Raw genomic sequence first — 25,222 nt, 5'->3', positions numbered from 1 at the left:
ACCAGTGAGCACCGACGACCTTCCCCTCGCCTCGTCCGGCGGCTGCGGCGACGGCTGCGCCTGTGGCGCCGCCGCCGACGGCCTCGACGAGGAATACCTGGAGTGCGGGCTCGACCCCGCGCTCGCGCAGCTCCTGGCCGACGCCGGGCTCGACCCCGTGGAGGTCGAGGACATCGCCAATGTCGCCATCCAGGAGGACCTCGACCACGGCGTGGACGTGACGACCGTCGCGACCATCCCCGAGGACGCCGTCGCCACCGCCGACTTCGTCGCGCGCGAGGCGGGCGTCGTGGCCGGCCTCAGGGTCGCCGAGGCGGTCTTCTCGGTGGTCTGCGAGGCCGAGTTCGAGGTCGAGCGGCACGTCGAGGACGGCGACCGGGTGGAGGCCGGACAGAAGCTCCTGTCGGTCACCACGCGCACGCGTGACCTCCTCACCGCCGAGCGCAGCGCGCTGAACCTGCTGTGCCGGCTCTCCGGCATCGCGACCGCCACGCGCGCGTGGGCGGACGCACTGGAGGGCACCAAGGCACGCGTGCGGGACACGCGGAAGACCACTCCGGGGCTCAGGTCGCTGGAGAAGTTCGCGGTGCGCTGCGGGGGCGGGGTCAACCACCGGATGTCGCTGTCCGACGCGGCGCTGGTCAAGGACAACCACGTGGTCGCCGCCGGTGGCGTCGCACAGGCCTTCAAGGCCGTCCGGGAGGCCTTCCCGGACGTGCCGATCGAGGTCGAGGTCGACACCCTGCACCAGCTGCGGGAGGTCGTGGACGCGGGCGCCGACCTGATCCTGCTGGACAACTTCACCCCCGGCGAATGCGAGGAGGCGGTCGCGCTCGTGCACGGGCGGGCCGCGCTGGAGGCCTCCGGGCGGCTGACGCTGGACAACGCGCGCGCGTACGCCGGCACCGGCGTCGACTACCTCGCCGTGGGTGCCCTCACCCACTCCTCGCCGATCCTCGACATCGGCCTCGACCTGCGCGAGGCGGAGTAGTCGCGATGCTCCTCACGATCGACGTAGGCAACACGCACACCGTCCTCGGGCTGTTCGACGGCGAGGACATCGTCGAGCACTGGCGGATCTCCACGGACGCCCGCCGCACCGCGGACGAGCTGGCCGTCCTGCTCCAGGGCCTGATGGGCATGCACCCGCTCCTCGGGGACGAACTGGGCGACGGCATCGACGGGATCGCGATCTGCGCCACCGTGCCGTCCGTGCTGCACGAACTGCGCGAGGTGACGCGGCGCTACTACGGCGACGTGCCGGCCGTGCTGGTCGAGCCCGGGGTGAAGACGGGGGTGCCGATCCTCACCGACAACCCCAAGGAGGTCGGCGCGGACCGGATCATCAACGCGGTGGCGGCCGTCGAGCTGTTCGGCGGCCCCGCGATCGTCGTGGACTTCGGTACGGCGACGACGTTCGACGCGGTGTCCGCGCGCGGGGAGTACGTCGGCGGGGTCATCGCGCCCGGTATCGAGATCTCCGTGGAGGCGCTCGGGGTCAAGGGGGCGCAACTGCGGAAGATCGAGGTGGCCCGGCCGCGGAGTGTGATCGGGAAGAACACGGTCGAGGCGATGCAGTCCGGGATCGTGTACGGCTTCGCGGGGCAGGTCGACGGCGTGGTGAGCCGGATGGCCCGGGAGCTCGCGGAGGACCCGGACGACGTGACGGTGATCGCCACGGGCGGGCTCGCGCCGATGGTGCTGGGGGAGTCGTCGGTGATCGACGAGCACGAGCCCTGGCTGACGCTGGTGGGGCTGCGGCTGGTGTACGAGCGGAACGTCTCGCGGATGTGACCTGCCGGTCCGGGCCGCCCGGACCGGCATTGGGGTGGCCCGGTCACGCCACACCTGTCCCTTATGACGAATTTGTCTGATTAGCGCGTACTGTCGCCGCATGCCCACGCCATACGGATCCCGCGGCGGCATGGCGTTCGGCGTGGAGGAGCTGGCTGTGCTCCGCCGCGCCCTCGCCCTCGCCCTTCACCCCGCCCCTGCCTCGGCCGAGGACATCAAGGACTGCCACCGCCTCGCCGAGTCCCTCGACGAGGCGGTGCGTGAGGGTGCCCGGCTGCGCGCCTTCCTGGTGGCCGACCTCGCCCGGTACCGCGCCGCGCTGCCCGGCACCGCCGCCGGCTACCTCACGCTGCTGGAGGAGGCGCTGGGCGCCGGGTACCGGCCCGAGCCCGACGATCTCGCGGCGCTCCGGGCCCTGCGCGGCAACCCGGCCGGAGCGGCCCTGCTGATCCGCTGCCAGATGCTGGCCGAACGCGACGTACGCGCCCGTCTGGCGGGCGCCACGGGCGCTCGGCGCGCCCCGGCGGCCCCTGCGGTCCCGGCGTCCCGTACGCGTCTCCTGGCGCTGCCCGGGGGGCTTTCCGGGGGCCTTTCCGGCGGGCTCGGCGAGGGCCCGCCCGGGGTCGCCCGGGGCGGGCCGGCGGAACAGGACGCCAAGGAGCCGGCGAAGCGTCCGGCGAAGCCCCCGGTCAGGCCCGCGGAGAAGCCCGCCCCCGCCCCGGCCGACCCGAAGCCCGCCCGGCCCATCCCCACCCCCGGCGAGGTCTTCCCCCGCCGCAAGCCGGCCCCGCCCCCGGCGAACCCGCCGCAGCAGCTGGCCGCGGGCTGAACGCGGGACAGCCCGCACCCCGCCCGGGTCGTCCCGATTCCGCTGGCTACTCTGGAGGCATGGACTACGTCTCCGCGCTCGTGCCCCCGGTCGTCATGGCCGTGTTCTTCATCGGAGTGATCCGGGTCATCGTGAAGACCCAGGGCGGGGCCAACAAGGCCAAGGAGGACGCGGCCGTCGACGCCGCCCTCGCGCGCGTGGAGGGCGCCAAGCAGACCTCCGGTCCCGACGCCTGAACCCCTGTCGGCGTACGACTCCCGAGCCACCGCGCTTTCGGAGTCGTACGCCCTTTTTGTTGCTGTTTGACGTCGAAAGTGCACGTCCGTCACGCCGATAGCCGGATCTCCCACTATTGTGCTGAGGTGTGCCTCGCCCATTGGGAGAACTCGAAGACGCGGTCATGACGCGGGTGTGGAAGTGGAACCGCCCGGTCACCGTTCGAGAAGTCCTGGAAGACCTTCAGCAGGAACGGTCCATCGCGTACACCACGGTGATGACCGTTTTGGACAATCTCCATCAGAAGGGCTGGGTGCGCCGTGAGGCGGAAGGCCGGGCCTATCGATATGAGGCGGTCTCCACACGGGCCGCCTACGCCGCCGCACTGATGAACGAGGCCTGGTCCCAGAGCGACAACCCCGCCGCCGCTCTCGTCGCCTTCTTCGGGATGATGAGCGAGGAACAGCGACTGGCACTCCAGGACGCCGTGCGCATCGCCCAGGGACCGTCCACGGAGAACCCCGACTCGGCATCGCGGGACGGCGGGCGATAGCGTCCGCTCATGTCCGCGAAGAGCCCCTCCGCCGAGAACCTCGAAGTCACCGCAAAAGCCATCACCGTCCGGCGGGCCCGCACCAGCGATGTCGCCGGCATCCGTCGGCTCCTTGACTCCTACGTCCGCGACCGCATCCTGCTCGACAAAGCGACCGTCACGCTTTACGAGGACATCCAGGAGTTCTGGGTCGCCGAGCGCGACGACAACGCCGAGCTGGTCGGCTTCGGCGCCCTGCATGTCATGTGGGAAGACCTCGCGGAAGTGCGCACTCTCGCCGTGAAGCCCGGACTGAGGGGCGCCGGGGTCGGGCATCAGTTGCTGGAGAAGTTGTTGCAGACGGCCCGCTGGCTCGGTGTTCGTCGCGTTTTCTGTCTCACCTTCGAAGTGGACTTCTTCGGCAAGCACGGCTTCGTCGAGATCGGTGAGACGCCCGTTGACACCGATGTCTACGCAGAGCTGCTGCGTTCCTATGACGAAGGCGTGGCAGAGTTCCTCGGTCTCGAACGGGTGAAACCGAACACCTTGGGCAACAGCCGGATGCTTCTGCATCTGTGATCGCCAAGGATTCTGGCGCTCGGCCGTGCCCAGGTTCCCTATGTCCGAAACGCGCATGTTTCCGGACGAGGAGACCCCTGTCGGTCTCTCCCGGGGGTTTGTGTTTTTCCAGCAAAAGCGGTTTGCTTTCCGACGTACTGCAGTACTGCATATAACAGGGGACGGCGAAACGGCGGACGCCGCAGACCCCCGGCCCTCAAGTATTGGATGAAAGGAAATCCGGTGGCACAGAAGGTTCAGGTCCTTCTTGTCGACGACATCGACGGCGGCGAGGCGGACGAGACCGTCACGTTCGCGTTGGACGGCAAGACGTACGAGATCGATCTCACGACCGCCAATGCGGACAAGCTTCGTGGCCTTCTCGAGCCCTACGTGAAGGGCGGTCGACGCACTGGAGGCCGTGCTTCGGGCGGGCGCGGAAAGACGCGCGCCGCTTCCGGTGGCAGCCAGGACACCGCTCAGATCCGCGCCTGGGCCAAGGAGAACGGTTACGAGGTCAATGACCGCGGCCGTGTTCCGGCGAGCATTCGCGAGGCTTACGAGAAGGCCAACGCCTGATCGAGAGGTCCGCGAGGGCCGGGGCCCGCGAAGGCTTATGGCCGGGCGCGGTGCAACCGCAGCCGGTGGCACTGCGTTGCCACCGTGTTCACGACGCGTACGAGATCGGGGGCGTCCCCACCGCCCCCCAGCGCCGACACCGTCGGCAGCGAGGCCTCGACCTCGCACCCAGGCTCGGGGGGCCGCAGCCACACGGCGGCCCCCTGCAGGGCGCCCGGGACGAGCGGTCGCCGGTTTCCGGCGGTCCGGCACGCCTCCGCCGCTCGCGGCCGGGGCGTGAGCCCGCCCGCCTTCGGTACCCCCGGGAGCGACGGCAGGACCGGCGGTCCGCCCTCGCCGGGCCCCGGCCGCGCAGGCCGCCCCGACGGCACCTCCCCCAGTCCGCCCACCCCCGGCTCCGGCGGAAGGGGTGCCCGCATCGCTCCGCCCGCGCCGATCGCCCGTAGATCGAGTGCCAGGGCGCCCCACTCCAGCCAGTCCAGCAGGCCCGGCAGCTCCTCCGCGCTGCCCACCGCCACCAGGAGCCGCATGCGGTCGCCCCGCAGCGCCACCGGGGATTCCCGGGCGAGGTGGCGCAGGGCCGCGCGACCCGCCTCGGCCGGGACGTCCAGGACGTCGAAACGCAGCCCCAGGCGCAGCCGTACGGGAGATTCAGGCGTGCTCGCGGGCACCGTGGGCCAGCCCAGTTCGTTCTCGTACCAGTGGCGGACCTGATCGTCGCCGGAGGCGGCCCGGTCGGGCGGCTGACGGGGGAGCGGGACCGCGGTGAGACCGGTGGGGAGAGAGAGGTGGCGGGCGACCATGCCGAGTGCAACCGCCGGAAAGGCGCGAGAGTTACGCTGGGTGTACCGACGTGTGCGAAGAGTGTTTGAAGAGGGGGCGTGCGGAGGTGCGGGGTGGCACAAGGTTGTTCGCCCGTAGCGGAGGGACGAGGGGCGTACGGCATGGAGTGTCGGTCGGAGCGGGTAAGACATCCCTAGTGGGAGGGGGCGACACGCAGGAAAGGCCGTCTCACGTTCGCCATCGGCGTACTGGCGAGTGGGGTATCTGTCTGGCCTGCGGGAACATCGTCTCGCACCATCGGGTTGGAGCAGATGTCGGCGTTCGGGGTCAGGAGGCCATCGACGGTGTCGGCAGTTGGAATGAGCGGTCCCCGCTTGCGGGACTAAGCTGCGGAAGGACAGGGAGGGGAAGTTCCCCCCACTGCCTGACCGCTCTGAGGAGCGATTAACGATGTTCGAGAGGTTCACCGACCGCGCGCGGCGGGTTGTCGTCCTGGCTCAGGAAGAAGCCCGGATGCTCAACCACAACTACATCGGCACCGAGCACATCCTCCTGGGCCTGATCCACGAGGGTGAGGGTGTCGCCGCCAAGGCCCTTGAGAGCCTCGGGATTTCGCTCGAGGCGGTCCGCCAGCAGGTGGAGGAGATCATCGGCCAGGGCCAGCAGGCCCCGTCCGGGCACATCCCCTTCACCCCCCGTGCCAAGAAGGTCCTGGAGCTGTCGCTCCGCGAGGCCCTTCAGCTGGGCCACAACTACATCGGCACGGAGCACATCCTGCTCGGCCTGATCCGTGAGGGCGAGGGCGTCGCCGCCCAGGTCCTGGTCAAGCTGGGCGCAGATCTCAACCGGGTGCGGCAGCAGGTCATCCAGCTGCTCTCCGGTTACCAGGGCAAGGAGACCGCCACCGCCGGCGGGCCTGCCGAGGGCACCCCCTCGACGTCCCTGGTCCTCGACCAGTTCGGCCGGAACCTCACCCAGGCCGCTCGTGAGTCCAAGCTCGACCCGGTCATCGGGCGCGAGAAGGAGATCGAGCGGGTCATGCAGGTGCTGTCCCGCCGTACCAAGAACAACCCGGTGCTGATCGGTGAGCCCGGCGTCGGCAAGACCGCCGTCGTCGAGGGCCTCGCCCAGGCCATCGTCAAGGGCGAGGTGCCCGAGACCCTCAAGGACAAGCACCTCTACACCCTGGACCTCGGCGCGCTGGTCGCCGGCTCCCGCTACCGCGGTGACTTCGAGGAGCGCCTGAAGAAGGTCCTCAAGGAGATCCGCACCCGCGGCGACATCATCCTGTTCATCGACGAGCTGCACACGCTGGTCGGTGCGGGTGCCGCCGAGGGCGCCATCGACGCCGCTTCGATCCTGAAGCCGATGCTGGCCCGCGGTGAGCTCCAGACCATCGGCGCCACCACGCTGGACGAGTACCGCAAGCACCTGGAGAAGGACGCGGCCCTCGAGCGCCGCTTCCAGCCCATCCAGGTCGCCGAGCCCTCGCTCCCGCACACGATCGAGATCCTCAAGGGTCTGCGCGACCGCTACGAGGCCCACCACCGTGTCTCCATCACGGACGAGGCCCTCGTCCAGGCCGCGACCCTGGCCGACCGGTACATCTCGGACCGCTTCCTGCCGGACAAGGCGATCGACCTGATCGACGAGGCCGGTTCCCGGATGCGCATCCGCCGGATGACCGCACCGCCGGACCTCCGCGAGTTCGACGAGAAGATCGCCGGTGTCCGCCGGGACAAGGAGTCCGCGATCGACTCGCAGGACTTCGAGAAGGCCGCCTCCCTCCGCGACAAGGAGAAGCAGCTCCTGGCCGCCAAGGCCAAGCGGGAGAAGGAGTGGAAGGCCGGCGACATGGACGTCGTCGCCGAGGTCGACGGCGAGCTGATCGCCGAGGTCCTCGCGACCGCCACCGGCATCCCGGTCTTCAAGCTGACCGAGGAGGAGTCCTCGCGTCTGCTGCGCATGGAGGACGAGCTCCACAAGCGGGTCATCGGCCAGGTCGACGCCGTCAAGGCGCTGTCGAAGGCGATCCGTCGTACGCGTGCGGGCCTCAAGGACCCGAAGCGTCCCGGTGGTTCGTTCATCTTCGCCGGCCCGTCCGGTGTCGGTAAGACCGAGCTGTCCAAGGCGCTCGCCGAGTTCCTCTTCGGTGACGAGGACGCGCTGATCTCCCTCGACATGTCGGAGTTCAGCGAGAAGCACACGGTCTCGCGGCTCTTCGGTTCGCCCCCCGGATACGTGGGCTACGAAGAGGGCGGCCAGCTGACCGAGAAGGTCCGCCGCAAGCCGTTCTCCGTCGTCCTCTTCGACGAGGTCGAGAAGGCCCACCCGGACATCTTCAACTCGCTGCTGCAGATCCTGGAGGACGGTCGCCTGACCGACTCCCAGGGCCGGGTCGTGGACTTCAAGAACACGGTCATCATCATGACGACCAACCTCGGCACCCGGGACATCTCCAAGGGCTTCAACCTGGGCTTCGCGGCCTCGGGTGACAAGAAGACCAACTACGAGCGCATGAAGAACAAGGTCTCGGACGAGCTCAAGCAGCACTTCCGGCCCGAGTTCCTCAACCGCGTCGACGACGTGGTCGTCTTCCCGCAGCTCACCCAGGACGACATCCTCAAGATCGTCGACCTGATGGTGGGCAAGGTGGACGAGCGCCTCAAGGACCGGGACATGGGCATCGAGCTCTCCCAGTCCGCCAAGGAGCTGCTGTCCAAGAAGGGTTACGACCCGGTGCTGGGTGCGCGTCCGCTGCGTCGCACCATCCAGCGCGAGGTCGAGGACACGCTGTCGGAGAAGATCCTCTTCGGCGAGCTGCGTCCCGGCCACATCGTGGTCGTCGACACCGAGGGCGAGGGCGAGACCCAGACCTTCACCTTCCGCGGCGAGGAGAAGTCGGCACTGCCCGACGTCCCGCCGATCGAGCAGGCGGCCGGCGGTGCCGGGCCGAACCTGAGCAAGGAGGCGTAAGCCTCACGGCCGTAGGCCGACGAGAGGGGCCGGTGCTCGCGGAGCACCGGCCCCTCTCGCGTTCTGTTGCGACCTGCTGGGCCGCGCGACTCTGCCCGTTCACCTCCTTCACCAGGCGGCGAGCCGGGCCAGTCAGGGAAGGTCCGGTCCAGGTCCCCGGCTCGGGCCGCCCCGGGTGACGTTCCTGAGGGGCGGGAGCGGATCGTCGGGCGGGGTGCGAGTCCGCGGGGCCCGCGGGGCAGTGGGCTGTCTCCTTGTCGAGGGCCGGCCGCACGATCCGGCGCGGCGAGCCGCAGCCGTTGTGGCGCAGGACGTGGGCGCTGGTCAGCGCCAGTCGGGGGGACGGCGTGGTGCCGCTGCACCCCGAGCGGTCCGTGGTCGTGCCGGCGGGATCACAACCGCGGAGTGCGGCGGAGCGGGCGTCCTGGGTGGCCTTCACTCGCGCGTCGGTCGTTGTCTCCCTGCGGATCCCGACCGTGAACTCCATCTGGACGACGGTTGTTGGAAGGTGAGCTACTGTCCCGCCGTGCGCTGGACCGCGGTGAGCGGTTCGTCGCGGAGGGGCTGTACGGCGCCCGCGAGTTCGACGTGTGACGTGTCCTCAGCGCCCTTGCATCCTCCCTGGCTTCGTAACGCGTGAGGGGGCCGGAACCCGAAGGTGCCGGCCCCACGGCGTGCGCGTACGCGGTCCGCAGCGAGTGGGTCAGGACAACTGGCCGTCGTAGTCCGGGAGTTTGAAGGTCTTCTCGGCGTGACCGCCCGACAGGTCGGTGGGGCTGTTGCCGATGTTCGCGATGATCGTGTAGCCCTTGTTCTCGATGTCGACGCGCTGGGCGGTCTTGTAGGTGGCGACGTTCTTGAACAGGTCGATGAAGCCGCGGACGTACAGGCCGTTCACCTGGTAGCCGGCCTGCTTGAGGTTGTAGTCGGTCGCCGAGGCGATGATGCCGGGGCGGGCGGTCACGAAGAACAGGGAAACGCCGTGCTCCTGGGCGTACTTGGCGACTTCGAGGACGGGCTTGTTGGCCGGCTGCGGGTAGCTGAAGCCGAAGTCCGTCTCCAGGGTGGTGTTGTCGATGTCGAGGACGATCGCCTGCTTCTCGCCGGGCCCGGGGGCGGCGATGCGCGTCTTCAGGTAGGGGAGCGCCTGGTTCATCACGGCCTGGCAGTCGGTCTGCCAGGTGGCGTAGTCGACGGCCGCGGCGGCGGCCGTGGTGGTCGTGGTGGTCGTGGAGGTGCTTGCGGTCGTCGTCGCGGCCTCGGCGGGGACGGCCAGGGCGACAAGTGCGGCGGCGGAGACGGTGCTTACGGCTGTGCTTACGGCTGCGCGGCGCGCCCGGGGGCGTCGGCTTCTCATATGTGTGGGGGTCCTCTCACGTCCGTATGCCGTTGTCTGGTGCATGTTCGGTGGCGAGGGTGGCGCGAGGGGAACCGTAGGGTTACCGCTTGGTAGGAAGCCAGAGACGTGCGTCACTTGGCGGGGTTTTTGCATGGGGGTCGCCGGTGACTTGCCGCACAGGCGATTTGTCCATTACTAGGCGGAATAGTGAAGAGAATTACGGAGAGGGTGGGACTTCTCGTACGCACCTTCTCCGCCCATTACTACATTCCGTCGTAGATGCGCTGTTTGGGGCTATTCGGTCCTCGGGGTTACCAAGGGATGCGCCATCCGGCCGCCTTCGAGCGCCGGGTGGTTTCCCTGTCCCCTGCTTCATGAGGTTCCGAATGTTCCAGCGCGTCTCCCACCGCTCCTCCCGTACGTCCCTGCTCCGCACCCGTGTGGCCGTCGTGGCCGCGTCCGTCGGGGCGTCGGCTGTGCTGGGGGCCGGAGTCGCCTCGGCCGCGTCCTCCTCGGCCTCCTGGGTCGACCCGGTCAAGAAGTACAAGCTCAGCGCGAGCTACGCGCAGGCCGGTGGCATGTGGCAGTCCACCCACAGCGGGCAGGACTTCGCGGTGCCGAGCGGTACGAACGTCGTCGCCGCGCACGGCGGGACCGTCGTCAAGGCGGGTCCGGGGGGTGCCGGTGACGGTCCCGCCTACGGCAACGCGATAGTGATCAAGCACGGTAACCGGACGTACTCGCAGTACGCCCACCTCTCCCGGATCAAGGTCAAGGTCGGCCAGGTCGTCAGGACCGGTCAGCGCATCGCCCTGTCCGGCAACACCGGCAACTCCAGCGGCCCGCACCTGCACTTCGAGATCCGCACCACCGCGAACTACGGCTCGGCGATCGACCCGGTCGCCTTCCTGCGGGCCAAGGGCGTCAAGGTCTGAGCCTGTTCTGCCGGGTCAGGTGAGGGCGGTGGGGTGGGCGTCGGGGTGCGCCGCTCCCGGGGGTGAGCCCTCTGGGTGCCAGCGGCTGGGGTTTGGGTCGTGCGGCGGTCGGGGTGGCCTCGGGGTGGGGCGGGGGCGAACCGTGGTGTCAGCTTCCCGTGTTGCCTTCGGGTGGGTTCGGGGGCGTCAGCTGTTGACGCTGCCCCCGGTCGCTCCGTGAACGCCAGCTCCTCGCGCTGCGGCTGGGGCGGGCCGTGAACGGCAGCTCCTCGCGCTGTGGCTGGGGCGGGCCGTGGGTGCCGGCCGTTGCTGCGTCCGGTCGGTCCGCGTGCGCCAGCCCCTCGTGCGCCAGCCCCTCGTGTGTCAGTCCCTCGTGTGCCAGCCCCTCGTGCTGATCTTTGTCGGCCGCGGACGCCAATTCCTCCCTGCTTCCGCGGGAGGGGTTCGTCGGGTTGTGGGGATGGCCGTGCGCCAGCCCCTCGCGTCACGCCCAGGCGAGCGCGGACGCCGGCTGTTCAGGCTGCCCTGGCACGATCCTCGGCGTCTGAAACTCGCCCCGTTCCGGGCCGCACCTCAGGCGCCTGTCGTTCGGGCTGCCAGGTGTGATCTGCGGGTGTGATGCGCAGGTGGCGGTGTGATGCGCAGGTGGCGGTCTTGGGCTCGCCTCTTGGGCGATCCACAGGCGCCAGCCCTGGGTTCACCCCCGCCTGATCCTGAGGCCGCGCCCTGAACCCCGCCCTGCCCGCTACCCCTTCCCGTTTCCCCCCTGCGCCTGCGTGACCAGGTCCGTCGCGACCTCCAGGACTGCCTGACGTTTGGCCTCAGGGTCGGCGGTGATGTCCTGGAGGAAGAACATCCCGGCGTGCAGGGTGAAGATCGCGCTGACGCAGCGGACCTGGTCGATCAGGTCCGCCTCCGGGTCGACGATGATCTCGCGCAGCCCCTGCATGCGCTCCTTGAAGGTCTCGCCGACGCGCAGTTCACGGACCGCCGCCTGGTTCTCCTGCATGAAGCGGAACAGCGGCGTCGCCCCGGCCAGGATCTCGCTGTAGCGCCGTACGATCTCCTGCTTCGTCTCCAGCGTGTGCGGCTGGTTCCGGCCCCACTCGATGAGGTCGAGGATCGGCTGCGTCAGGTCGTCGAAGATGCTGACGAGGATCTCTTCCTTGGTCTTGAAGTGGTAGTAGAGCGCCGCCTTGGTCACGTCCAGGTGCTCGGCGATCTCCCGCAGTGACGTCTTCTCGTACCCCTGCTCCGCGAAGAGGTCGAGAGCCACGTCCTGGATGCGCTGGCGCGTGTTGCCGCGGCGCTGCTGCTTCGTCACGTCCATGGTGCCGCCCATCCTCGTGCTCCTCGGCTTTCCACAAAACTTACTTGACGCCCGGCTAGTTACGGCTCTACCTTCCCCAGTGTAGACAACTAGCCGGGCGGCAAGTAAGTACCCCGGCGGGGGCAGTACGGCAGGACCTCAGGGGAGTGGGAACGATGGCGGACACACAGACGGTCGAGACGGAGCCGGACAAGAAACAGCGCAGCGTGCGGGTCGTCCTGCTCGCGCTGATGATCACCATGATGCTCGCGATGCTCGACAACATGATCGTGGGCACCGCGATGCCGACGATCGTCGGCGAGCTCGGCGGACTCGAGCACCTGTCGTGGGTCGTGACGGCCTACACGCTGGCCACCGCGGCCGCCACCCCGCTCTGGGGCAAGCTCGGCGACATGTACGGCCGCAAGGGCGTCTTCATGAGCTCGATCGTGCTGTTCCTGGTCGGCTCGGCGCTCAGCGGCATGGCCCAGGACATGGGGCAGCTCATCGGCTTCCGGGCCGTCCAGGGCCTCGGCGCCGGTGGTCTGATGGTCGGTGTCATGGCGATCATCGGCGACCTGATCCCGCCGCGGGAGCGCGGCAAGTACCAGGGCATGATGGCCGGCGTCATGGCGCTCGCGATGATCGGCGGTCCGCTGGTCGGCGGCACGATCACCGACAACTGGGGCTGGCGCTGGTCCTTCTACATCAACCTGCCGCTCGGTGTCGTCTCGCTCGGCCTGATCAGCGCGGTGCTGCACCTGCCGAAGAAGCGCGCGCAGGCCCGTATCGACTACCTGGGCGCCGCCCTGCTGACCGTCGGCATCACCTCCATCGTGCTGGTGACCACCTGGGGCGGCACGGAGTACGCCTGGAGCTCCGCGCGGATCATGGAGCTGATCGGCATCGGCGTCGCCGCGCTGGTCGGATTCGTGTTCTGGCAGACCAAGGCGGCCGAGCCGGTCGTACCGCTGCACATCTTCCGCAGTCGCAACTTCACGCTGATGTCGATCATCGGCTTCATCACCGGCTTCGTGATGTTCGGCGCCACCCTCTTCCTGCCGCTGTACCAGCAGTCGGTGCAGGGTGCCTCCGCGACCAACTCCGGGCTGCTGCTCCTGCCGATGCTCGGCGCGATGCTGGTGACCTCGATGGTCGCGGGCCGGATCACCACCAACAGCGGTCGGTACTACGTGTTCCCGGTCGCCGGCAGCGTCCTGATGGTGATCGGCCTGTACCTGCTGTCGACCATGGACACGGGGACCTCGCGGTTCACCTCCGGTGTCTTCATGGCCGTCGTCGGACTCGGCATGGGCTGCCTGATGCAGATCACCATGCTGGTCGCGCAGAACAGCGTCGAGATGAAGGACATGGGCGTCGCGTCCTCGTCCACCACCCTGTTCCGTACGCTCGGCTCCTCCTTCGGCGTGGCCATCATGGGCGCCCTGTTCAACCACCGGGTCCAGGACACCATGGCCGAGCGTGGTGGGGAACTGGGCTCCAAGGTGACCGAGCAGTCCGCGCAGCTCGACGCGAAGAGTCTGGAGAAGCTGCCGGACGCGGTGCGCGAGGCGTACCAGTACGCGGTCTCCGCCGGCACGCACTCCGCGTTCCTGCTCGGCTCGATCGTCGCCGTGGTCTCCCTGGTGGCGGCGGTGTTCGTCAAGGAGGTGCCGCTGAAGGGGGCGGGGCCCCAGAAGTCGGCGGACGACCCGGCACCGGCGCCGCTGGTCGAGGTCTGAGCCGCCCCTTCCGTACCGAAGGCCCCCGGATGGTGTCCGCCCCGGGGGCCTTCTCCATGCCCGCCTGCGGAGGGGGTGGCCGTGGGGTGGTGACGGCCTGTGGGGGACGGTCTGCGGAGGGGGTGGCCCTGGGGCGGCCGCGACCGGCGGGATGAACTGGGTGGCGCCTTCGTCGGCGGGCGGCAGTGGCGCGGAGGCGGGGTTGCCGGGGGCCGACGGGAGGGGCTGGCCCCGCGGTGGTGATGGCCTGCGGTGGTGACGGCCTGTGTGGGGGATGGCCTGCGGAGGAATGGCTCCGCGGTGGTAGCGGCCTGCGGTGGTGACGGCCTGTGATGGGGAAATCTCATGCAGGGATTGGGCCCGCACAGGTGACGACCTATGGGGGTGACGGCCTATGGAGGGGGCGGGCGGTGCAGGCGATGGTCTACGTAGGCGACGGCCCGCGGAGGGGGTGGCCCGTGCAGGGGATGGCCCCCCCTGAGGCCTGCCCGCGGAGGGCGACCCGCGGAAGCGATGGCCCCGCGCAGGCGACAGCCGCGCAGGCGACGGCCCGACGAATAGATGGCTCGAGGAGTCAATCGCCCAGGGGGACGTTTGCCCGAAGCTGACCGCCCTCCGGAGTCGACCGCCCCCTCCCGAAGCTGACCGCCCCCCTCCGGAGTCGACCGCCCCCTCCCGAAGCTGACCGCCCCCCTTCGGAGTCGACCGCCCTCCGGAGTCGACCGTCCCCCGGAGTCGACCGCCCCTCGGGGTCGACCGCCCCTCGGGGTTGACCGCCCCCCGAAGCCGACCGCCCCCGGTGTCGATCACCCCCGATGCCGATCACCCCCGATGCCGATCGCCCCAGGCTCGATGTCAGTGCCGCGTGTCACCATCGGCCTCATGGACAAAGTGCGGCAGATCAGGCTCGCCAAGGACGCCATGGACCGGGACTGGGCCGATCCGGGGCTCGACCTGGACGCCGTCGCCGCGCACGCGGGCTATTCGCGGTATCACTTCATCCGGGCCTTCAAGGAGACGTACGGCGAGACCCCCGGCCAATACCTCACGCACCGGCGGATCGAGCGGGCCGAGGAGATGCTGAGAGGCGCCGATCTGAGCGTCACCGAGATCTGCCACCTGGTCGGCTTCAGCAGCCTCGGCACCTTCTCCGCCCGCTTCAAGGCGCGGACCGGCCTCACCCCGAGCGAGTACCGCACCCGGCACGTGGGCCGCGGTGCCGCCCTGATCCCCGGCTGCTACGCCATGCTCTGGGCCGGCGGCTTCCCCACCGCCAAAGGCACCGCAAGAGACACAGCGAAAGGCACCGCGAAAGGCACCGCGAGCGCCACGGCAGGAGCCACCGCGAGAGCCACACCCACCTCCACCGACGGACCCCCCATGAGGACCGCAACTTCGGAGAAGCGGATCAGCCCCGCCGCTGCCTACGGTGACGGAGAGGTAATCCCGGACGACGACAGGAGGGCGGAGCCATGATCCAGGGTCTGGGCATCACCACCGTATGGACCTTCGACCAGCAGCGCACGAAGGCCTTCTTCACCGAGAAGCTGGACTTCGAGGTGCGCAGCGAGGTCGCGATGGGCGACATGACATGGGTCACCGTCGGCGCCAAGGAGCAGGAGGGCGTCGAACTGGCCCTGATGAGTCTCGACGGCCCGGGTCTCGACCCCGAGTCCGCCGAGGCGCTGAGGAAGCTCGTCGGCAAGGGCGTGATGGGCGCGGGGGCGTTCCGGACCGACGACTGCCGCGGTGACTACGAGACGTTCCGGGCGCGCGGGGTGGAGTTCATCCAGGAGCCCCAGGAGCGGCCGTACGGCATCGAGGCGATCTTCCGCGACGACAACGGCAACTGGTACTCGCTGACCCAGCGCAACGAGGAATTGGACTTCTCGAAGGACTGGGCGTGACGCAGGACGTGGTCGAGGCCGACCACACCGCCGTACGGGTCGCGCTCTGGCGGGCCCTGCACGTGCGCGCCGATCCGCCGCCGCATGTGCTGGAGGACGAGATCGGGCTGCGGCTCGCGGGACCCGACGACGGGTGGCGGGACCGCCCGGACATGGACGTGGACGCCACGCGCCGCACCCGGGCGTCGATCGTGGCGCGGACCCGGTACGTGGAGGACTTCGTCGTCGAGGGGGGTGTCGAGGGGGGTGTCGAGCAGTACGTCGTCCTCGGCGCCGGCCTCGACACGTTCGCCCAGCGCAGACCGGAGATCGCCGCCGAGCGCGGATTGCGGGTCTTCGAGGTCGACCGGCCGGGACCGCAGACCTGGAAGCGGCAGCGGCTGGAGGAGCTCGGCTTCGGTGTCCCCGAGTGGCTGCGGCTCGTGCCGGTCGACTTCGAGGGGGACTGGTGGGGGCGGCTGGCCGAGGCGGGGTTCGATCCCGGTCGCCCCGCGGTGGTGGCCTCCACGGGCGTCACCATGTACCTCACCCGGGAGGCGAACGAGGCCACGTTCCGCCTGGTCGCCGGGCTCGCCCCGGGGTCCGCGTTCGTGACGACCTTCCTACGGCCGCCGCAGGACGTCGAGCCGGATCAGCGGCCGCAACTGGAGGCGGCGGTGAGGGGAGCGCGGGCGGCCGGCACCCCGTTCCTCAGCTTCTTCGAGCCCGCCGGAATCCTGGCGCTGGCGCGCGAGTCCGGTTTCCGGGAAGCCCGGCACGTCCCGGCGGAGGAGCTGGACCGCCGGTACTTCGCGGACCGGACGGACGGCGTACGACCGTCCAGGGGGGAGGAACTGATGGTGGCGAGCACCTGAGAGACCCAGCCGAAGGGGCCCACTCGAGGGGCCCCCGCCCGGAGGGTCCCCACCCGCAGGGCTCCCACCCGAAGGGCCCCCACCCGAAGGGCCCCACCGGTCACGGCAGCAGCGGGTAACTCCCCGTCGCCGTGGGCGCGTGCTCAGGAAGCCACAGCACCGCCACCGCCCCCTCCGCGGGAACCTCCTCCGGTGCCCCGGCCGGACGGACGTTGCGGAAGGTCAGCCGCGCACCCAGCACCCGCGCCTGACCGGCCGCGATGGTCAGCCCCAGGCCGTGCCCGTGCCCCGCGCGGTCCGCGCTGCCCGTGCGGAAGCGGCTCGGTCCGTCGGCGAGGAGGTCCTCGGGGAAACCGGGGCCGTGGTCGCGGACCCGGATGACGCGGCCCTCCACGGTGACCTGGATGGGCGGCTTGCCGTGCCGGGCGGCGTTGGCGAGGAGGTTGAACAGCACCCGCTCCAGGCGGCGCGGGTCGGTCATGACCTCCGACTCGTGCACCACACGGACCTCGATCTCCGGGTCCTTGGCCGCCACCCGCCGGGCGACGAACTCGCCGAGCAGGATCTCCTGGAGCTCGGCCCGCTCGGAGGCGCCGTCGAGCCGGGCCACCTCCAGGACGTCCTCGACGAGGGTGCGCATGGCCTTCGCCCGGTCCAGGACCAACTCAGTGGGCCGCCCCGGAGGCAGCAGTTCCGCGGCCGTCAGCAGACCCGTCACCGGTGTCCGCAGCTCGTGCGCGATGTCCGCGGTGACCCGCCGCTCGGCCTCCAGCCGCTGCTGGAGCGCGTCCGCCATGGCGTCCACGGCGCTCGCGAGGTCGTCGGTCTCGTCCCGTACGACCCCGCCGATCGCGTCCCTGACCCGCACGTCGGTCTCGCCCTTGGCCATCTGGTTCGCCGCGGTGGCCGCCTTCCGCAGCCGCCGTGACAACTGCCCGCCGATGAGCACGCCGAGCGCGCTGCCGCCGAGGACCACCGCGATGGAGCCGATCACCAGGGCCTGGTCGAGGTCCTTGAGGATGTCGGTGCTGCGGTCGGTGAACCCGGTGTGCAGCGACAGCACATGTCCGCCCTTGACCGGGACCGCGGCCCAGATGTCCGGCCCCCGGTCGGGCCGGTCGGAGACGTACGTCGCCCGGCGGCCCTCCTCGACCTTCTCGCGCAGCGGGGGCGGCAGATGACGGTCGTCGACCGCGATGCTGGGGAAGTTCGGCTTGCCCGTCAGTTCGTAGTTGCGCTGGGCGATCCGGATCCGCTCGTCCGCGAGGTCGCGCGCGTTGTCCAGCATCGAGACGCGGGCCGCGTTGTGCACGACCAGGCTCAGGGCGACCGCCACGAGCGCGCCGACCAGCGCGATGGCCGCGCTGAGCTTCCATCTCAGCCCTGTCCGCACCACCACACGCTCCGTCACCGGGCCCCGAAGGATCCCCCGCATGCTCCAGGTCCCCCTGCTCAGGCCTTCAACTTGTAACCGAAGCCGCGGACCGTCTCGATCCGGTCCTGGCCGATCTTGGTCCGCAGCCGCTGCACATGGACGTCGACGACCCGGGTGTCACCGCCCCAGCCGTAGTCCCACACCCGTTCGAGCAGCTTGTCCCGGGACAGGACCGTGCCCGGCGCGGAGGAGAACTCGAGCAGCAGCCGCATCTCGGTGGGGGTGAGCGCCACCGGCTGCCCGGCCTTGCGCACCTCCATGCCCTCGGTGTCGATCTCCAGTTCCCCGAAGGTCAGCACGCCCCCGGCGGCCCCGGCCGCGTCCACCTCGCCCCGGTCGGCCCCGCCCGCGTGCCCGAAGCGGCGCAGCACCGCACGGATACGGGCGACCAGGACGGCCCCGTCGAACGGCTTGGTCACGTAGTCGTCGGCGCCGGCCTCCAGGCCGAGCACCACGTCGATGGAGTCGGCGCGCGCCGACAGCATGATCACCGGCACGGTGGACTCGTCGCGGATACGGCGGCACAGGCTGACCCCGTCCAGGCCCGGGACCATGACGTCCAGCAGGGCGATGTCGGGACGGTCCGCCCGGAACGCCTCCAGGCCGGACAGCCCGTCGGGCATGGCGGTGACCGCGAAGCCGTCCCGCTCCAGGGCGAGTTGGGTGGCCTCGCGGATGACGTCGTCGTCCTCGACGAACAGCACGTGGGTCTGGTCTGCCATCCGGGTGCTCTCACTCTTCGGGGTCGTTGAGGGGTCGTTGCGGTCACTGGGGGATCGTTCCTGGCGGCCCGACCGGTTCACGCCGGACGCGGCGGATCATGCCGTACGTCAGCTGTCGGGCACCGGCGCCGGATCCTTGCCGACGACGTCGCTGTAGTCGCTGTGCGTGCGGTACACGGCGGCGAACCTCCCCGAGACCCAGCGGTAGGTGGTCACGTTCTCGCCGGACGGTTCCGACACCGCGTCGCCCTTCTCGTACACCTGCTTGGTCACCACCAGGTCGCCGCGGTCGATCTCGGCGTAGACCGGAGGTTCCTCGGCGTGGAAGACATTCTGGTACGAACCGCCTTCCTCGCGATACACGTACGAGCCGACGCCCAGTAGATCCGCACAGGTCACGACGTTGACGACGACGTCGTCGGCCGGGCCGCCGGTCAGGTCGCCGTAGAACAGGTCGACCGGGTACTGGTCGGTGCCACAGGGCTCCAGATCGCGCTTGACCGCCGCGGAGACCTTCGGGTCCGACTTGAGGAGAGCGACCGCGCCCTTGCGGTCCAGGCGCGGGGCGGCCAGGGCGGAGGGCATGACGGAAGGTGAGGCGTCGACCCCCGCGACCGCGTGTGCCGGACCCTCGTCACGGGTGCCGGTGCCGCCGGTGGCGCAGGCGGAGACGAAAAGGGCGAGGGCGGCCAGCACGACCACCGCCGTGCTTGCCGCCTGGAAGATCCCCCGGACCGGAGCGAGGTCCGGCCGGGTGGGCCCGGATTCGGTCAGGCCGCCGCGCAACGCTCCCGCTCCTCACGCTCCAGCGCGCGTGCGTCCAGGTCGCGGGCCTCCAGCTCCTCGCGGAGCCGGGCGAGCGCCCGGTGCAGCGTGCTCTTGACCGTACCGGCCGACATGCCGAGGGCGGCGGCCGTCTCTTCCGTGGACATCTGCTCCCAGTGTCGCAGCACCACGACGCTGCGCTGCTTGGGGGCGAGCACCTTCATGACGTCCATCAGCAGGGCGCGGTCCGCGTGCTGCTCGGTGGAGTCATCGACCGAGGCGTCCGGGAGCTGCTCGGTCGGCACCTCCTCCAGCTTCCGCGCCCGCCACCACTCCGTACGGGTGTTGATCATCACCCGGCGCAGGTAGGCGTCCGCGAGCCGCTTGTCCTCGATGGTCTCCCAGCGGCCGTACGTCCGTACGAGCGCCGTCTGGAGCAGGTCCTGCGCGTCGACCGGGTCCGGGACCAGACGGCGTGCGCTGCGCAGCAGCGCGTCCTGCCGGGTGCGGACGTACTCCTCGAACTCGAGCACCTCTCCCTGCGCCATGTCGACCGCCTCCTGATCCCCGTTCCGGCAGTCACTGCCGGTTCTCATCTCGTGTGCTGCCGCCTGGTGTGCGGCATGGCAATGAAGCTACGGAGCGGTTGTCACGGGGCTGTGCGGAGCAGCGCGCGGCTGGCAATCGGCTGTCCGTCGGTTGTGTAACGGAAGCCGAAAAGGGGTAAACCGGCGCGGTTGTTCGCGCCGGTTCAGGGGGATTTGCCGGTTTGCTTTGTGCAGGGCTATGTCAACGGCAGCCGATACAAACCACCCGGCAGGGGTTCGACGAGCCCGTCCGCGACCAGACCGTCCAGCGCCCGCGCCCGCTGCACCGGTTCGTGCCACACCCGGTCGAGCACCGTCTGCGGGACGGGCGTGTGGGCCTCCCGCAGCACGGCGAGCAGCTTGCCGCGGACCTGGCGGTCGGTACCGGCGTACGTCTGTCCGCGCCGCGCCGGCCCGTCGTGCTCGGGCTTGCCCGCGAGCCGCCAGGCGCACTGCGCGGCGATGGGGCAGCGCTGACAGGTCTCGTTCTTGGCCGTGCAGACGAGCGCGCCGAGCTCCATGGAGGCGGCGGCCCAGCGCGCGGCGGTCTTCTCGTCCTTGGGCAGCAGCGCGCGGGCCAGCTTGCGCTCGGCGGCGGTGGTGGCGTTCGGCGGGTACTGCACACCGGTCACCGCCCGCGCGAACACCCGCCGCACATTGGTGTCGAGCACCGCGTGCCGCTGCCCGTACGCGAAGGAGGCGACGGCGGCCGCCGTGTACTCGCCGATGCCGGGCAGCGCGAGCAGTTGCGCGTGGTCCGTCGGTACGTCACCGCCGTGCCGTTCCGTTATGGCGACCGCGGCGCCGTGCAGCCGCAGCGCCCGGCGCGGGTACCCGAGCCGTCCCCAGGCGCGCACGGCCTCGCCGGGTGCCTGCGCGGCCAGGTCGGCGGGTCGCGGCCACCGCGCGAGCCACTGCTCGTAGACCGGCAGGACCCGGTTCACGGGCGTCTGCTGGAGCATGAACTCACTGACCATCACCCCCCACGGCCCGGCCTCGGGCCGCCGCCACGGCAGATCCCGGGCGTGCTCGTCGAACCAGTCGATGACGGGGGAGTGCAGGCCCGCTCCGAGCGGAGCGTCGGTGATGCCGTCGGTGCTGCCGTCGGCGGGGCTGCTGTGCGGGGGCTTCGTGGGCGCAGTCATGGCCTTCCGATCCTGCCATGGCCGGGGGCCCGCGCGGGCGAACCGCCACCCAGGGGGGCGACGCGGGGTGTGATCGGGGCCAGTGGGGCCGGTCCGACGAGATGTGCCGCCGCCTCCGAGGACCGTGCGCCCGTGCGGACGGCCTCACGCTGCGGACCGCCTGCGGCTCGACGCAACGCACCGCCCGGGGCTCCATCACCCTTGCCGGGACACGGGCGAGCCCGTGCCGCTGACTCCGGCAGCGGCGAGCGGCGGGCAACTCGCGCTCTGGGCGGCGCAGTCGGGAAGCGGCCTTGGCCAGAGGTGCAAGGGACGCGATCGCGAACGGGTGCGCCCCGGGAGCGAACAACGCGCCGAAGAGCGGGAGTCCGGCCCCCGTCCACGTTCCTACGCGGTGTCATCCCCACGTGGGGATGACATCGACGAGGTCGGTGATGTCCGGGTGATCGCGCCGTCCTCGAAGTCCGTGGTCACGGACCGTAGGCGGTGGGCGGATACGGTCACACCCCGCGATCGTCACGTGTCAGTTCCGGAATGATGATCCTGAAAAGTTGTGGCGCCGGGCGGCGGGTGAGGGCGGCGAACTCGCCGATCTCTCGTACAGTTTGCGCCGTGGGATCTCTGCGCAATCCGGTCGGGCCGCTTCCCTCCTCCATCTACTGGCGACGGAGGGCCGTCATGCTGTCCGTCCTCGCCGTGCTGGCGTTGCTGATCGCATGGATCGTCACCTCCGGCGGCGGAGGCGGCAAGAACGGCGCGGACGGGCCCAACGACAAGAATCCCTCCCCCTCGACGATCACCCCCGGTCCCTCCGGTTCCGGGCCGGCGATCAGTCAAGCCCCGGGCGGCCGCGACGAGTCGACGACCGGCGGCGGCACCGGCGGAGGCCCGGGATCGGGCTCCGGTGCAGCCGCGGGCGCCGGCGCGGGCGCGGGTGCGGGGGGTGGCTCGGGAGCCGGCGGTGAGACCGGTACGGGTGGCTCCGCCGGAGCGGGCGGCTCCGGCAGCGCCGGGAGCGGCGGTACGGGTCTCGGGGTCGGGCAGGGCGACACCCTCCCGGCCGGCTCCTCGCTGCCCAACTGCACGGCGGGCGCGGTGAGGTTGAGCGTGCGGAGTCTGCACAACGCCTACGACCCCGGCCAGACCCCCACGCTGCTGCTGACCGCGACGAACACCTCCGGCACGGACTGCAAGGTCGATCTCGGGCCCAAGCGCGCGGTGTTGACGATCACTCAGGCCGGCGCGGACGACGCCTACTGGTCGTCCGCCGACTGTCCCAAGACCCCGGGGAACCTGGTCTACCGGGCACCGGCCGGGAGCAGCATCACCTACACCGTGACGTGGGACCGCAAGCCGAGCGCTCCGCAGTGCGCGACGCCTCCGGCGGGGTCGGCGGGGGCCGGTACCTACCTCGTTGAGGTCAAGGCACCCGGGTACGCCACGGCGCAGGCTTCGTTCGTGCTGGAGAACGACTGAACGACCAGGGGCCCCGAAAACCAAAAGCCCTTACACGTACCGTTCCAGGATCGAGCTCTCCGCCAGCCTGGACAGGCCTTCCCTGACGCTCCTCGCCCTTGCCTCGCCCACGCCGTCCACCGTCTGGAGGTCGTCGACGCTGGCCGCGAGCAGCTTCTGGAGGCCGCCGAAGTGCTCCACCAGGCGGTCGATGATCGCGCCGGGCAGGCGGGGGACCTTGGCCAGGAGGCGGAAGCCCCGGGGGGAGACACCCGAGTCGATGGCTTCGGGGGAGCCGGTGTAGCCCAGGGCGCGTGCCACGGTGGGGAGTTCGAGGAGCTCGGCGTGGGTCAGCGCGTCCAGCTCGTACAGCGCCTCGTCGACCGTGCGGGAGCGCTTCGCGGTGGGCTCGGGGACGTAGTCCCGGACCACCAGTTCGCGCTCCGGCTCCACGCCCGCGATCAACTCGTCGAGCTGGAGGGCGAGGAGGCGCCCGTCCGTGCCGAGTTCGACCACGTACTCGGCGATCTCCGTGGCGATACGGCGGACCATCTCCAGGCGCTGGGCCACGGCCGAGACGTCCCGGACCGTCACCAGGTCCTCGATCTCCAGCGCGGAGAGCGTGCCGGCGACCTCGTCCAGGCGCAGCTTGTAGCGCTCCAGGGTCGCGAGGGCCTGGTTCGCGCGGGACAGGATCGCCGCCGAGTCCTCCAGGACGCGGCGCTGGCCGTCCACGTACAGGGCGATGAGCCGCATCGACTGGGAGACCGAGACGACCGGGAAACCGACCTGCTTGCTCACCCGGTCCGCGGTGCGGTGCCGGGTGCCCGTCTCCTCCGTGGGGATCGTCGCGTCGGGCACGAACTGCACACCCGCCCGCAGGATCTTCGACAGGTCGGACGAGAGCACGATGCCGCCGTCCAGCTTGCACAGCTCACGCAGACGCGTGGCCGCGAACTCGACGTCCAGGACGAAACCGCCCGTGCACATCGTCTCCACCGTCTTGTCGAAGCCGAGCACGATGAGTCCGCCGGTGTTGCCGCGCAGCACCCGCTCGAGGCCGTCGCGCAGGGCGGTGCCGGGGGCCACGGCGCTCAGGGAGGCGCGCATGAGGCCATCGGAACCGGCACTCCCACCGGACTTTCCGGGAGCTGCTGCCCGGTCGTTGGCTGCCACTGCTCTCCTCCGGTCGCGGGGTCTTGGGCGCTCCCGTGTCGCACATTCGGTTCGTACGGACGGGCGAGACCAGGGCAAAGTCTACCGGCGGTCCCCCGCGTCCTGGGGGGCCTCTCTCCGACGGGAGCGCGGAAGGACCCTCAGGGCGTCCCCTATGTCCGCGACTTCCAGGACCTTCATGCCGGCCGGGATCTTGCCGGGATCGCCCGGAACGAGCGCGTGCGTGAAGCCCAGACGGTGGGCCTCGGAGAGCCTGCGCTGGACGCCCGTGACCCGTCTGACCTCGCCCGCGAGGCCCACCTCGCCGATCGCGACGAGGTTCTTGGGCAGCGGGGTGTCGCTGGCCGCGGAGGCCAGGGCGAGGGCGATCGCCAGGTCCGCGGCGGGTTCCGAAAGCTTTACCCCACCGACCGTCGCGGAGTAGATGTCCCGCTTGCCGAGCGCGCTGATCCGGCCCCGCTGCTCCAGGACGGCGAGCATCATCGAGACGCGCGAGGTCTCCAGACCCGAGGTGGTGCGCCGGGGCGAGGGGATCTGCGAGTCGACGGTGAGCGCCTGCACCTCGGCCACCAGGGGGCGGCGGCCCTCCAGGGTGACGGTGAGACAGGTGCCGGGGACCGGTTCGTCACGACGTGTCAGGAAAAGTCCGCTTGGGTCCGCGAGGCCCGTGATGCCCTCGTCGTGCAGCTCGAAGCAGCCGACCTCGTCGGTGGCGCCGTAGCGGTTCTTGACGCCCCGTACGAGCCGGAGGCGCGCGTGCCGGTCGCCCTCGAAGCTCAGGACCACGTCCACCAGGTGCTCCAGCAGGCGTGGCCCGGCGATCGCGCCGTCCTTGGTGACATGGCCCACCAGGAGGGTGGACATGCCGCGCTCCTTGGAGGCCCGGATCAGCGCCCCGGCCACCTCGCGCACCTGGGCCATGCCGCCGGGGGCGCCGTCGATCTCGGGGGAGGCCACCGTCTGCACCGAGTCCATGATCAGCAGGGACGGCTTCACGGCGTCCAGGTGTCCGAGGACGGCGGACAGGTCGGTCTCGGCGGCGAGATACAGGTGGTCGTCGATCGCGCCGATGCGGTCGGCGCGCATCCGGACCTGGCTCGCGGACTCCTCGCCGGTCACGTAGAGCGTGCGGTGCTCGTCGCTCGCCGCCTTGGCCGCCACGTCCAGCAGCAGCGTGGACTTGCCGACGCCGGGCTCGCCCGCGAGGAGCACCACCGCGCCGGGCACGAGACCGCCGCCGAGCACCCGGTCCAGCTCGGGCACGCCGGTGGAGCGGGCGGTGGCCTGGCGGCCGTCGACCTGGCCGATGGGCACGGCGGAGGTGGTGACGCGGCCGGGTGTCGTCGTACGCACCGCGGGCGCGCCGTACTCCTCGATCGTCCCCCAGGCCTGGCACTCGGGGCAGCGGCCGAGCCACTTGGCCGTCTGCCAGCCGCACTCGGTGCAGCGGTAGGACGGGCGCTCCTTGGCGGACTTCGTACGGGTGGCCATGCACGAACCGTAACGGCCGCCACTGACAACGCGTTCGCCGCCCGCTCGGCGGCATGCGCGTCGGCGTCCGGGCCGCCCCCTCGCCCCGACACG

At 70.6% G+C, this 25,222-nt stretch carries 23 protein-coding genes and 1 pseudogene; 14 read left to right on the top strand and 10 right to left on the bottom strand.

The features are described 5' to 3' along the window. The first annotated feature begins 4 nt into the window (after positions 1-4). The 7 genes from nadC (at position 5) to ABZ098_RS26370 (ending at position 4,508) form a co-directional block, all read left to right on the top strand. A complete protein-coding gene (gene nadC / locus ABZ098_RS26400; protein ID WP_356595128.1) occupies positions 5-991 on the top strand; it encodes a carboxylating nicotinate-nucleotide diphosphorylase in 987 nt (328 codons plus the stop codon). A gap of 5 nt (positions 992-996) precedes the next feature. Continuing rightward, positions 997-1,794, top strand: a complete 798-nt coding sequence (locus tag ABZ098_RS26395) for a type III pantothenate kinase (protein WP_020122551.1) — start codon at positions 997-999, stop codon at positions 1,792-1,794. A gap of 130 nt (positions 1,795-1,924) precedes the next feature. Next, complete coding sequence (locus tag ABZ098_RS26390; RefSeq protein WP_356595606.1) at positions 1,925-2,623, top strand: hypothetical protein; 699 nt, start codon at positions 1,925-1,927, stop codon at positions 2,621-2,623. A gap of 59 nt (positions 2,624-2,682) precedes the next feature. Next, positions 2,683-2,859, top strand: a complete 177-nt coding sequence (locus ABZ098_RS26385; protein WP_356595126.1) for a hypothetical protein — start codon at positions 2,683-2,685, stop codon at positions 2,857-2,859. A 128-nt stretch (positions 2,860-2,987) separates the two neighbouring features. Continuing rightward, positions 2,988-3,392 (top strand): BlaI/MecI/CopY family transcriptional regulator, encoded by a 405-nt coding sequence (locus tag ABZ098_RS26380; RefSeq protein ID WP_356595124.1) that lies wholly within the window; start codon positions 2,988-2,990, stop codon positions 3,390-3,392. A 9-nt stretch (positions 3,393-3,401) separates the two neighbouring features. Further along, a complete protein-coding gene (locus ABZ098_RS26375; RefSeq protein WP_356595122.1) occupies positions 3,402-3,950 on the top strand; it encodes an amino-acid N-acetyltransferase in 549 nt (182 codons plus the stop codon). Between the two features lie 222 nt (positions 3,951-4,172). Continuing rightward, on the top strand, positions 4,173-4,508 hold the full coding sequence (locus ABZ098_RS26370; protein ID WP_031044473.1) for an Lsr2 family protein: 336 nt from the start codon (positions 4,173-4,175) through the stop codon (positions 4,506-4,508). A gap of 35 nt (positions 4,509-4,543) precedes the next feature. Here the strand turns inward: ABZ098_RS26370 and ABZ098_RS26365 are convergent, their stop codons facing one another. Next, the gene (locus tag ABZ098_RS26365) at positions 4,544-5,311 is read right to left on the bottom strand and encodes an SCO3374 family protein (protein ID WP_356595120.1); all 768 of its coding nucleotides are present in this window, start codon (positions 5,309-5,311) and stop codon (positions 4,544-4,546) included. Positions 5,312-5,741: 430 nt separating this feature from the next. Here ABZ098_RS26365 and ABZ098_RS26360 point away from each other — a divergent pair, with 430 nt between their 5' ends. Beyond that, the gene (locus ABZ098_RS26360) at positions 5,742-8,267 is read left to right on the top strand and encodes an ATP-dependent Clp protease ATP-binding subunit (protein ID WP_053851123.1); all 2,526 of its coding nucleotides are present in this window, start codon (positions 5,742-5,744) and stop codon (positions 8,265-8,267) included. A 703-nt stretch (positions 8,268-8,970) separates the two neighbouring features. On the opposite strand, the gene ABZ098_RS26355 is transcribed toward ABZ098_RS26360, so the two are convergent. Continuing rightward, the gene (locus ABZ098_RS26355; protein WP_356595118.1) at positions 8,971-9,624 is read right to left on the bottom strand and encodes an HAD family acid phosphatase; all 654 of its coding nucleotides are present in this window, start codon (positions 9,622-9,624) and stop codon (positions 8,971-8,973) included. A 368-nt stretch (positions 9,625-9,992) separates the two neighbouring features. Here ABZ098_RS26355 and ABZ098_RS26350 point away from each other — a divergent pair, with 368 nt between their 5' ends. Then, positions 9,993-10,541, top strand: a complete 549-nt coding sequence (locus ABZ098_RS26350; protein WP_356595116.1) for a M23 family metallopeptidase — start codon at positions 9,993-9,995, stop codon at positions 10,539-10,541. Positions 10,542-11,286: 745 nt separating this feature from the next. On the opposite strand, the gene ABZ098_RS26345 is transcribed toward ABZ098_RS26350, so the two are convergent. Further along, positions 11,287-11,883 carry a TetR/AcrR family transcriptional regulator gene (locus ABZ098_RS26345; RefSeq protein WP_356595114.1) on the bottom strand — a complete coding sequence of 199 codons (597 nt, stop codon included), beginning with the start codon at positions 11,881-11,883 and terminating at the stop codon, positions 11,287-11,289. 143 nt (positions 11,884-12,026) lie between these two features. Here ABZ098_RS26345 and ABZ098_RS26340 point away from each other — a divergent pair, with 143 nt between their 5' ends. The 4 genes and pseudogenes from ABZ098_RS26340 (at position 12,027) to ABZ098_RS26325 (ending at position 16,353) form a co-directional block, all read left to right on the top strand. Beyond that, positions 12,027-13,592 (top strand): MDR family MFS transporter, encoded by a 1,566-nt coding sequence (locus ABZ098_RS26340; protein WP_356595112.1) that lies wholly within the window; start codon positions 12,027-12,029, stop codon positions 13,590-13,592. Between the two features lie 882 nt (positions 13,593-14,474). Further along, positions 14,475-14,867: pseudogene (locus ABZ098_RS26335) on the top strand (helix-turn-helix transcriptional regulator); the annotation flags it as partial. A 197-nt stretch (positions 14,868-15,064) separates the two neighbouring features. After that, positions 15,065-15,499, top strand: a complete 435-nt coding sequence (locus ABZ098_RS26330) for a VOC family protein (protein ID WP_356595110.1) — start codon at positions 15,065-15,067, stop codon at positions 15,497-15,499. Beyond that, on the top strand, positions 15,490-16,353 hold the full coding sequence (locus ABZ098_RS26325; protein WP_356595605.1) for a class I SAM-dependent methyltransferase: 864 nt from the start codon (positions 15,490-15,492) through the stop codon (positions 16,351-16,353). Before ABZ098_RS26330 ends, ABZ098_RS26325 begins: the two co-directional genes overlap by 10 nt. Positions 16,354-16,453: 100 nt before the next feature. On the opposite strand, the gene cseC is transcribed toward ABZ098_RS26325, so the two are convergent. The 5 genes from cseC to ABZ098_RS26300 form a co-directional block, all read right to left on the bottom strand. Next, entirely contained in the window at positions 16,454-17,788 is a 1,335-nt protein-coding gene (gene cseC, locus ABZ098_RS26320) for a two-component system sensor histidine kinase CseC (protein ID WP_356595108.1), read from the bottom strand. 17 nt (positions 17,789-17,805) lie between these two features. Further along, positions 17,806-18,510 carry a two-component system response regulator CseB gene (gene cseB, locus ABZ098_RS26315; RefSeq protein WP_356595106.1) on the bottom strand — a complete coding sequence of 235 codons (705 nt, stop codon included), beginning with the start codon at positions 18,508-18,510 and terminating at the stop codon, positions 17,806-17,808. Positions 18,511-18,618: 108 nt separating this feature from the next. Continuing rightward, positions 18,619-19,296 (bottom strand): hypothetical protein, encoded by a 678-nt coding sequence (locus ABZ098_RS26310; protein WP_356595104.1) that lies wholly within the window; start codon positions 19,294-19,296, stop codon positions 18,619-18,621. Further along, positions 19,281-19,823 (bottom strand): SigE family RNA polymerase sigma factor, encoded by a 543-nt coding sequence (locus ABZ098_RS26305; protein WP_020122536.1) that lies wholly within the window; start codon positions 19,821-19,823, stop codon positions 19,281-19,283. The genes ABZ098_RS26310 and ABZ098_RS26305 overlap by 16 nt, the downstream gene beginning before the upstream one ends. Before the next feature lie 236 nt (positions 19,824-20,059). Then, positions 20,060-21,007 (bottom strand): A/G-specific adenine glycosylase, encoded by a 948-nt coding sequence (locus ABZ098_RS26300; protein ID WP_356595102.1) that lies wholly within the window; start codon positions 21,005-21,007, stop codon positions 20,060-20,062. Between the two features lie 612 nt (positions 21,008-21,619). Between ABZ098_RS26300 and ABZ098_RS26295 the strand changes: the two genes are divergently transcribed. Continuing rightward, complete coding sequence (locus ABZ098_RS26295; protein ID WP_356595100.1) at positions 21,620-22,483, top strand: hypothetical protein; 864 nt, start codon at positions 21,620-21,622, stop codon at positions 22,481-22,483. 30 nt (positions 22,484-22,513) lie between these two features. On the opposite strand, the gene disA is transcribed toward ABZ098_RS26295, so the two are convergent. Together disA and radA are read right to left on the bottom strand one after the other, a co-directional pair. Further along, entirely contained in the window at positions 22,514-23,638 is a 1,125-nt protein-coding gene (gene disA / locus ABZ098_RS26290; RefSeq protein WP_037717494.1) for a DNA integrity scanning diadenylate cyclase DisA, read from the bottom strand. 81 nt (positions 23,639-23,719) lie between these two features. Continuing rightward, positions 23,720-25,129, bottom strand: coding sequence for a DNA repair protein RadA (gene radA / locus ABZ098_RS26285; RefSeq protein WP_356595098.1), 1,410 nt, complete (start codon positions 25,127-25,129; stop codon positions 23,720-23,722). Between the last annotated feature and the right edge of the window lie 93 nt (positions 25,130-25,222).

The organism is Streptomyces sp. NPDC006335 (genome assembly GCF_040612795.1).
Lineage (GTDB): Bacteria > Actinomycetota > Actinomycetes > Streptomycetales > Streptomycetaceae > Streptomyces.
This window is presented reverse-complemented; position numbering and strand designations above follow the sequence as displayed.

Bases quoted from the DNA above. Each gene is read 5' to 3' on its own strand.
- ABZ098_RS26395 (WP_020122551.1), top strand. From the start codon at position 997: ATGCTCCTCACGATCGACGTAGGCAACACGCACACCGTCCTCGGGCTG.
- ABZ098_RS26390 (WP_356595606.1), top strand. From the start codon at position 1,925: ATGGCGTTCGGCGTGGAGGAGCTGGCTGTGCTCCGCCGCGCCCTCGCC.
- ABZ098_RS26385 (WP_356595126.1), top strand. From the start codon at position 2,683: ATGGACTACGTCTCCGCGCTCGTGCCCCCGGTCGTCATGGCCGTGTTC.
- ABZ098_RS26375 (WP_356595122.1), top strand. From the start codon at position 3,402: ATGTCCGCGAAGAGCCCCTCCGCCGAGAACCTCGAAGTCACCGCAAAA.
- ABZ098_RS26365 (WP_356595120.1), bottom strand. From the start codon at position 5,311: ATGGTCGCCCGCCACCTCTCTCTCCCCACCGGTCTCACCGCGGTCCCG.
- ABZ098_RS26360 (WP_053851123.1), top strand. From the start codon at position 5,742: ATGTTCGAGAGGTTCACCGACCGCGCGCGGCGGGTTGTCGTCCTGGCT.
- ABZ098_RS26355 (WP_356595118.1), bottom strand. From the start codon at position 9,624: ATGAGAAGCCGACGCCCCCGGGCGCGCCGCGCAGCCGTAAGCACAGCC.
- ABZ098_RS26350 (WP_356595116.1), top strand. From the start codon at position 9,993: ATGTTCCAGCGCGTCTCCCACCGCTCCTCCCGTACGTCCCTGCTCCGC.
- ABZ098_RS26345 (WP_356595114.1), bottom strand. From the start codon at position 11,883: ATGGGCGGCACCATGGACGTGACGAAGCAGCAGCGCCGCGGCAACACG.
- ABZ098_RS26340 (WP_356595112.1), top strand. From the start codon at position 12,027: ATGGCGGACACACAGACGGTCGAGACGGAGCCGGACAAGAAACAGCGC.
- ABZ098_RS26330 (WP_356595110.1), top strand. From the start codon at position 15,065: ATGATCCAGGGTCTGGGCATCACCACCGTATGGACCTTCGACCAGCAG.
- cseC (WP_356595108.1), bottom strand. From the start codon at position 17,788: ATGCGGGGGATCCTTCGGGGCCCGGTGACGGAGCGTGTGGTGGTGCGG.
- cseB (WP_356595106.1), bottom strand. From the start codon at position 18,510: ATGGCAGACCAGACCCACGTGCTGTTCGTCGAGGACGACGACGTCATC.
- ABZ098_RS26305 (WP_020122536.1), bottom strand. From the start codon at position 19,823: ATGGCGCAGGGAGAGGTGCTCGAGTTCGAGGAGTACGTCCGCACCCGG.
- ABZ098_RS26300 (WP_356595102.1), bottom strand. From the start codon at position 21,007: ATGACTGCGCCCACGAAGCCCCCGCACAGCAGCCCCGCCGACGGCAGC.
- radA (WP_356595098.1), bottom strand. From the start codon at position 25,129: ATGGCCACCCGTACGAAGTCCGCCAAGGAGCGCCCGTCCTACCGCTGC.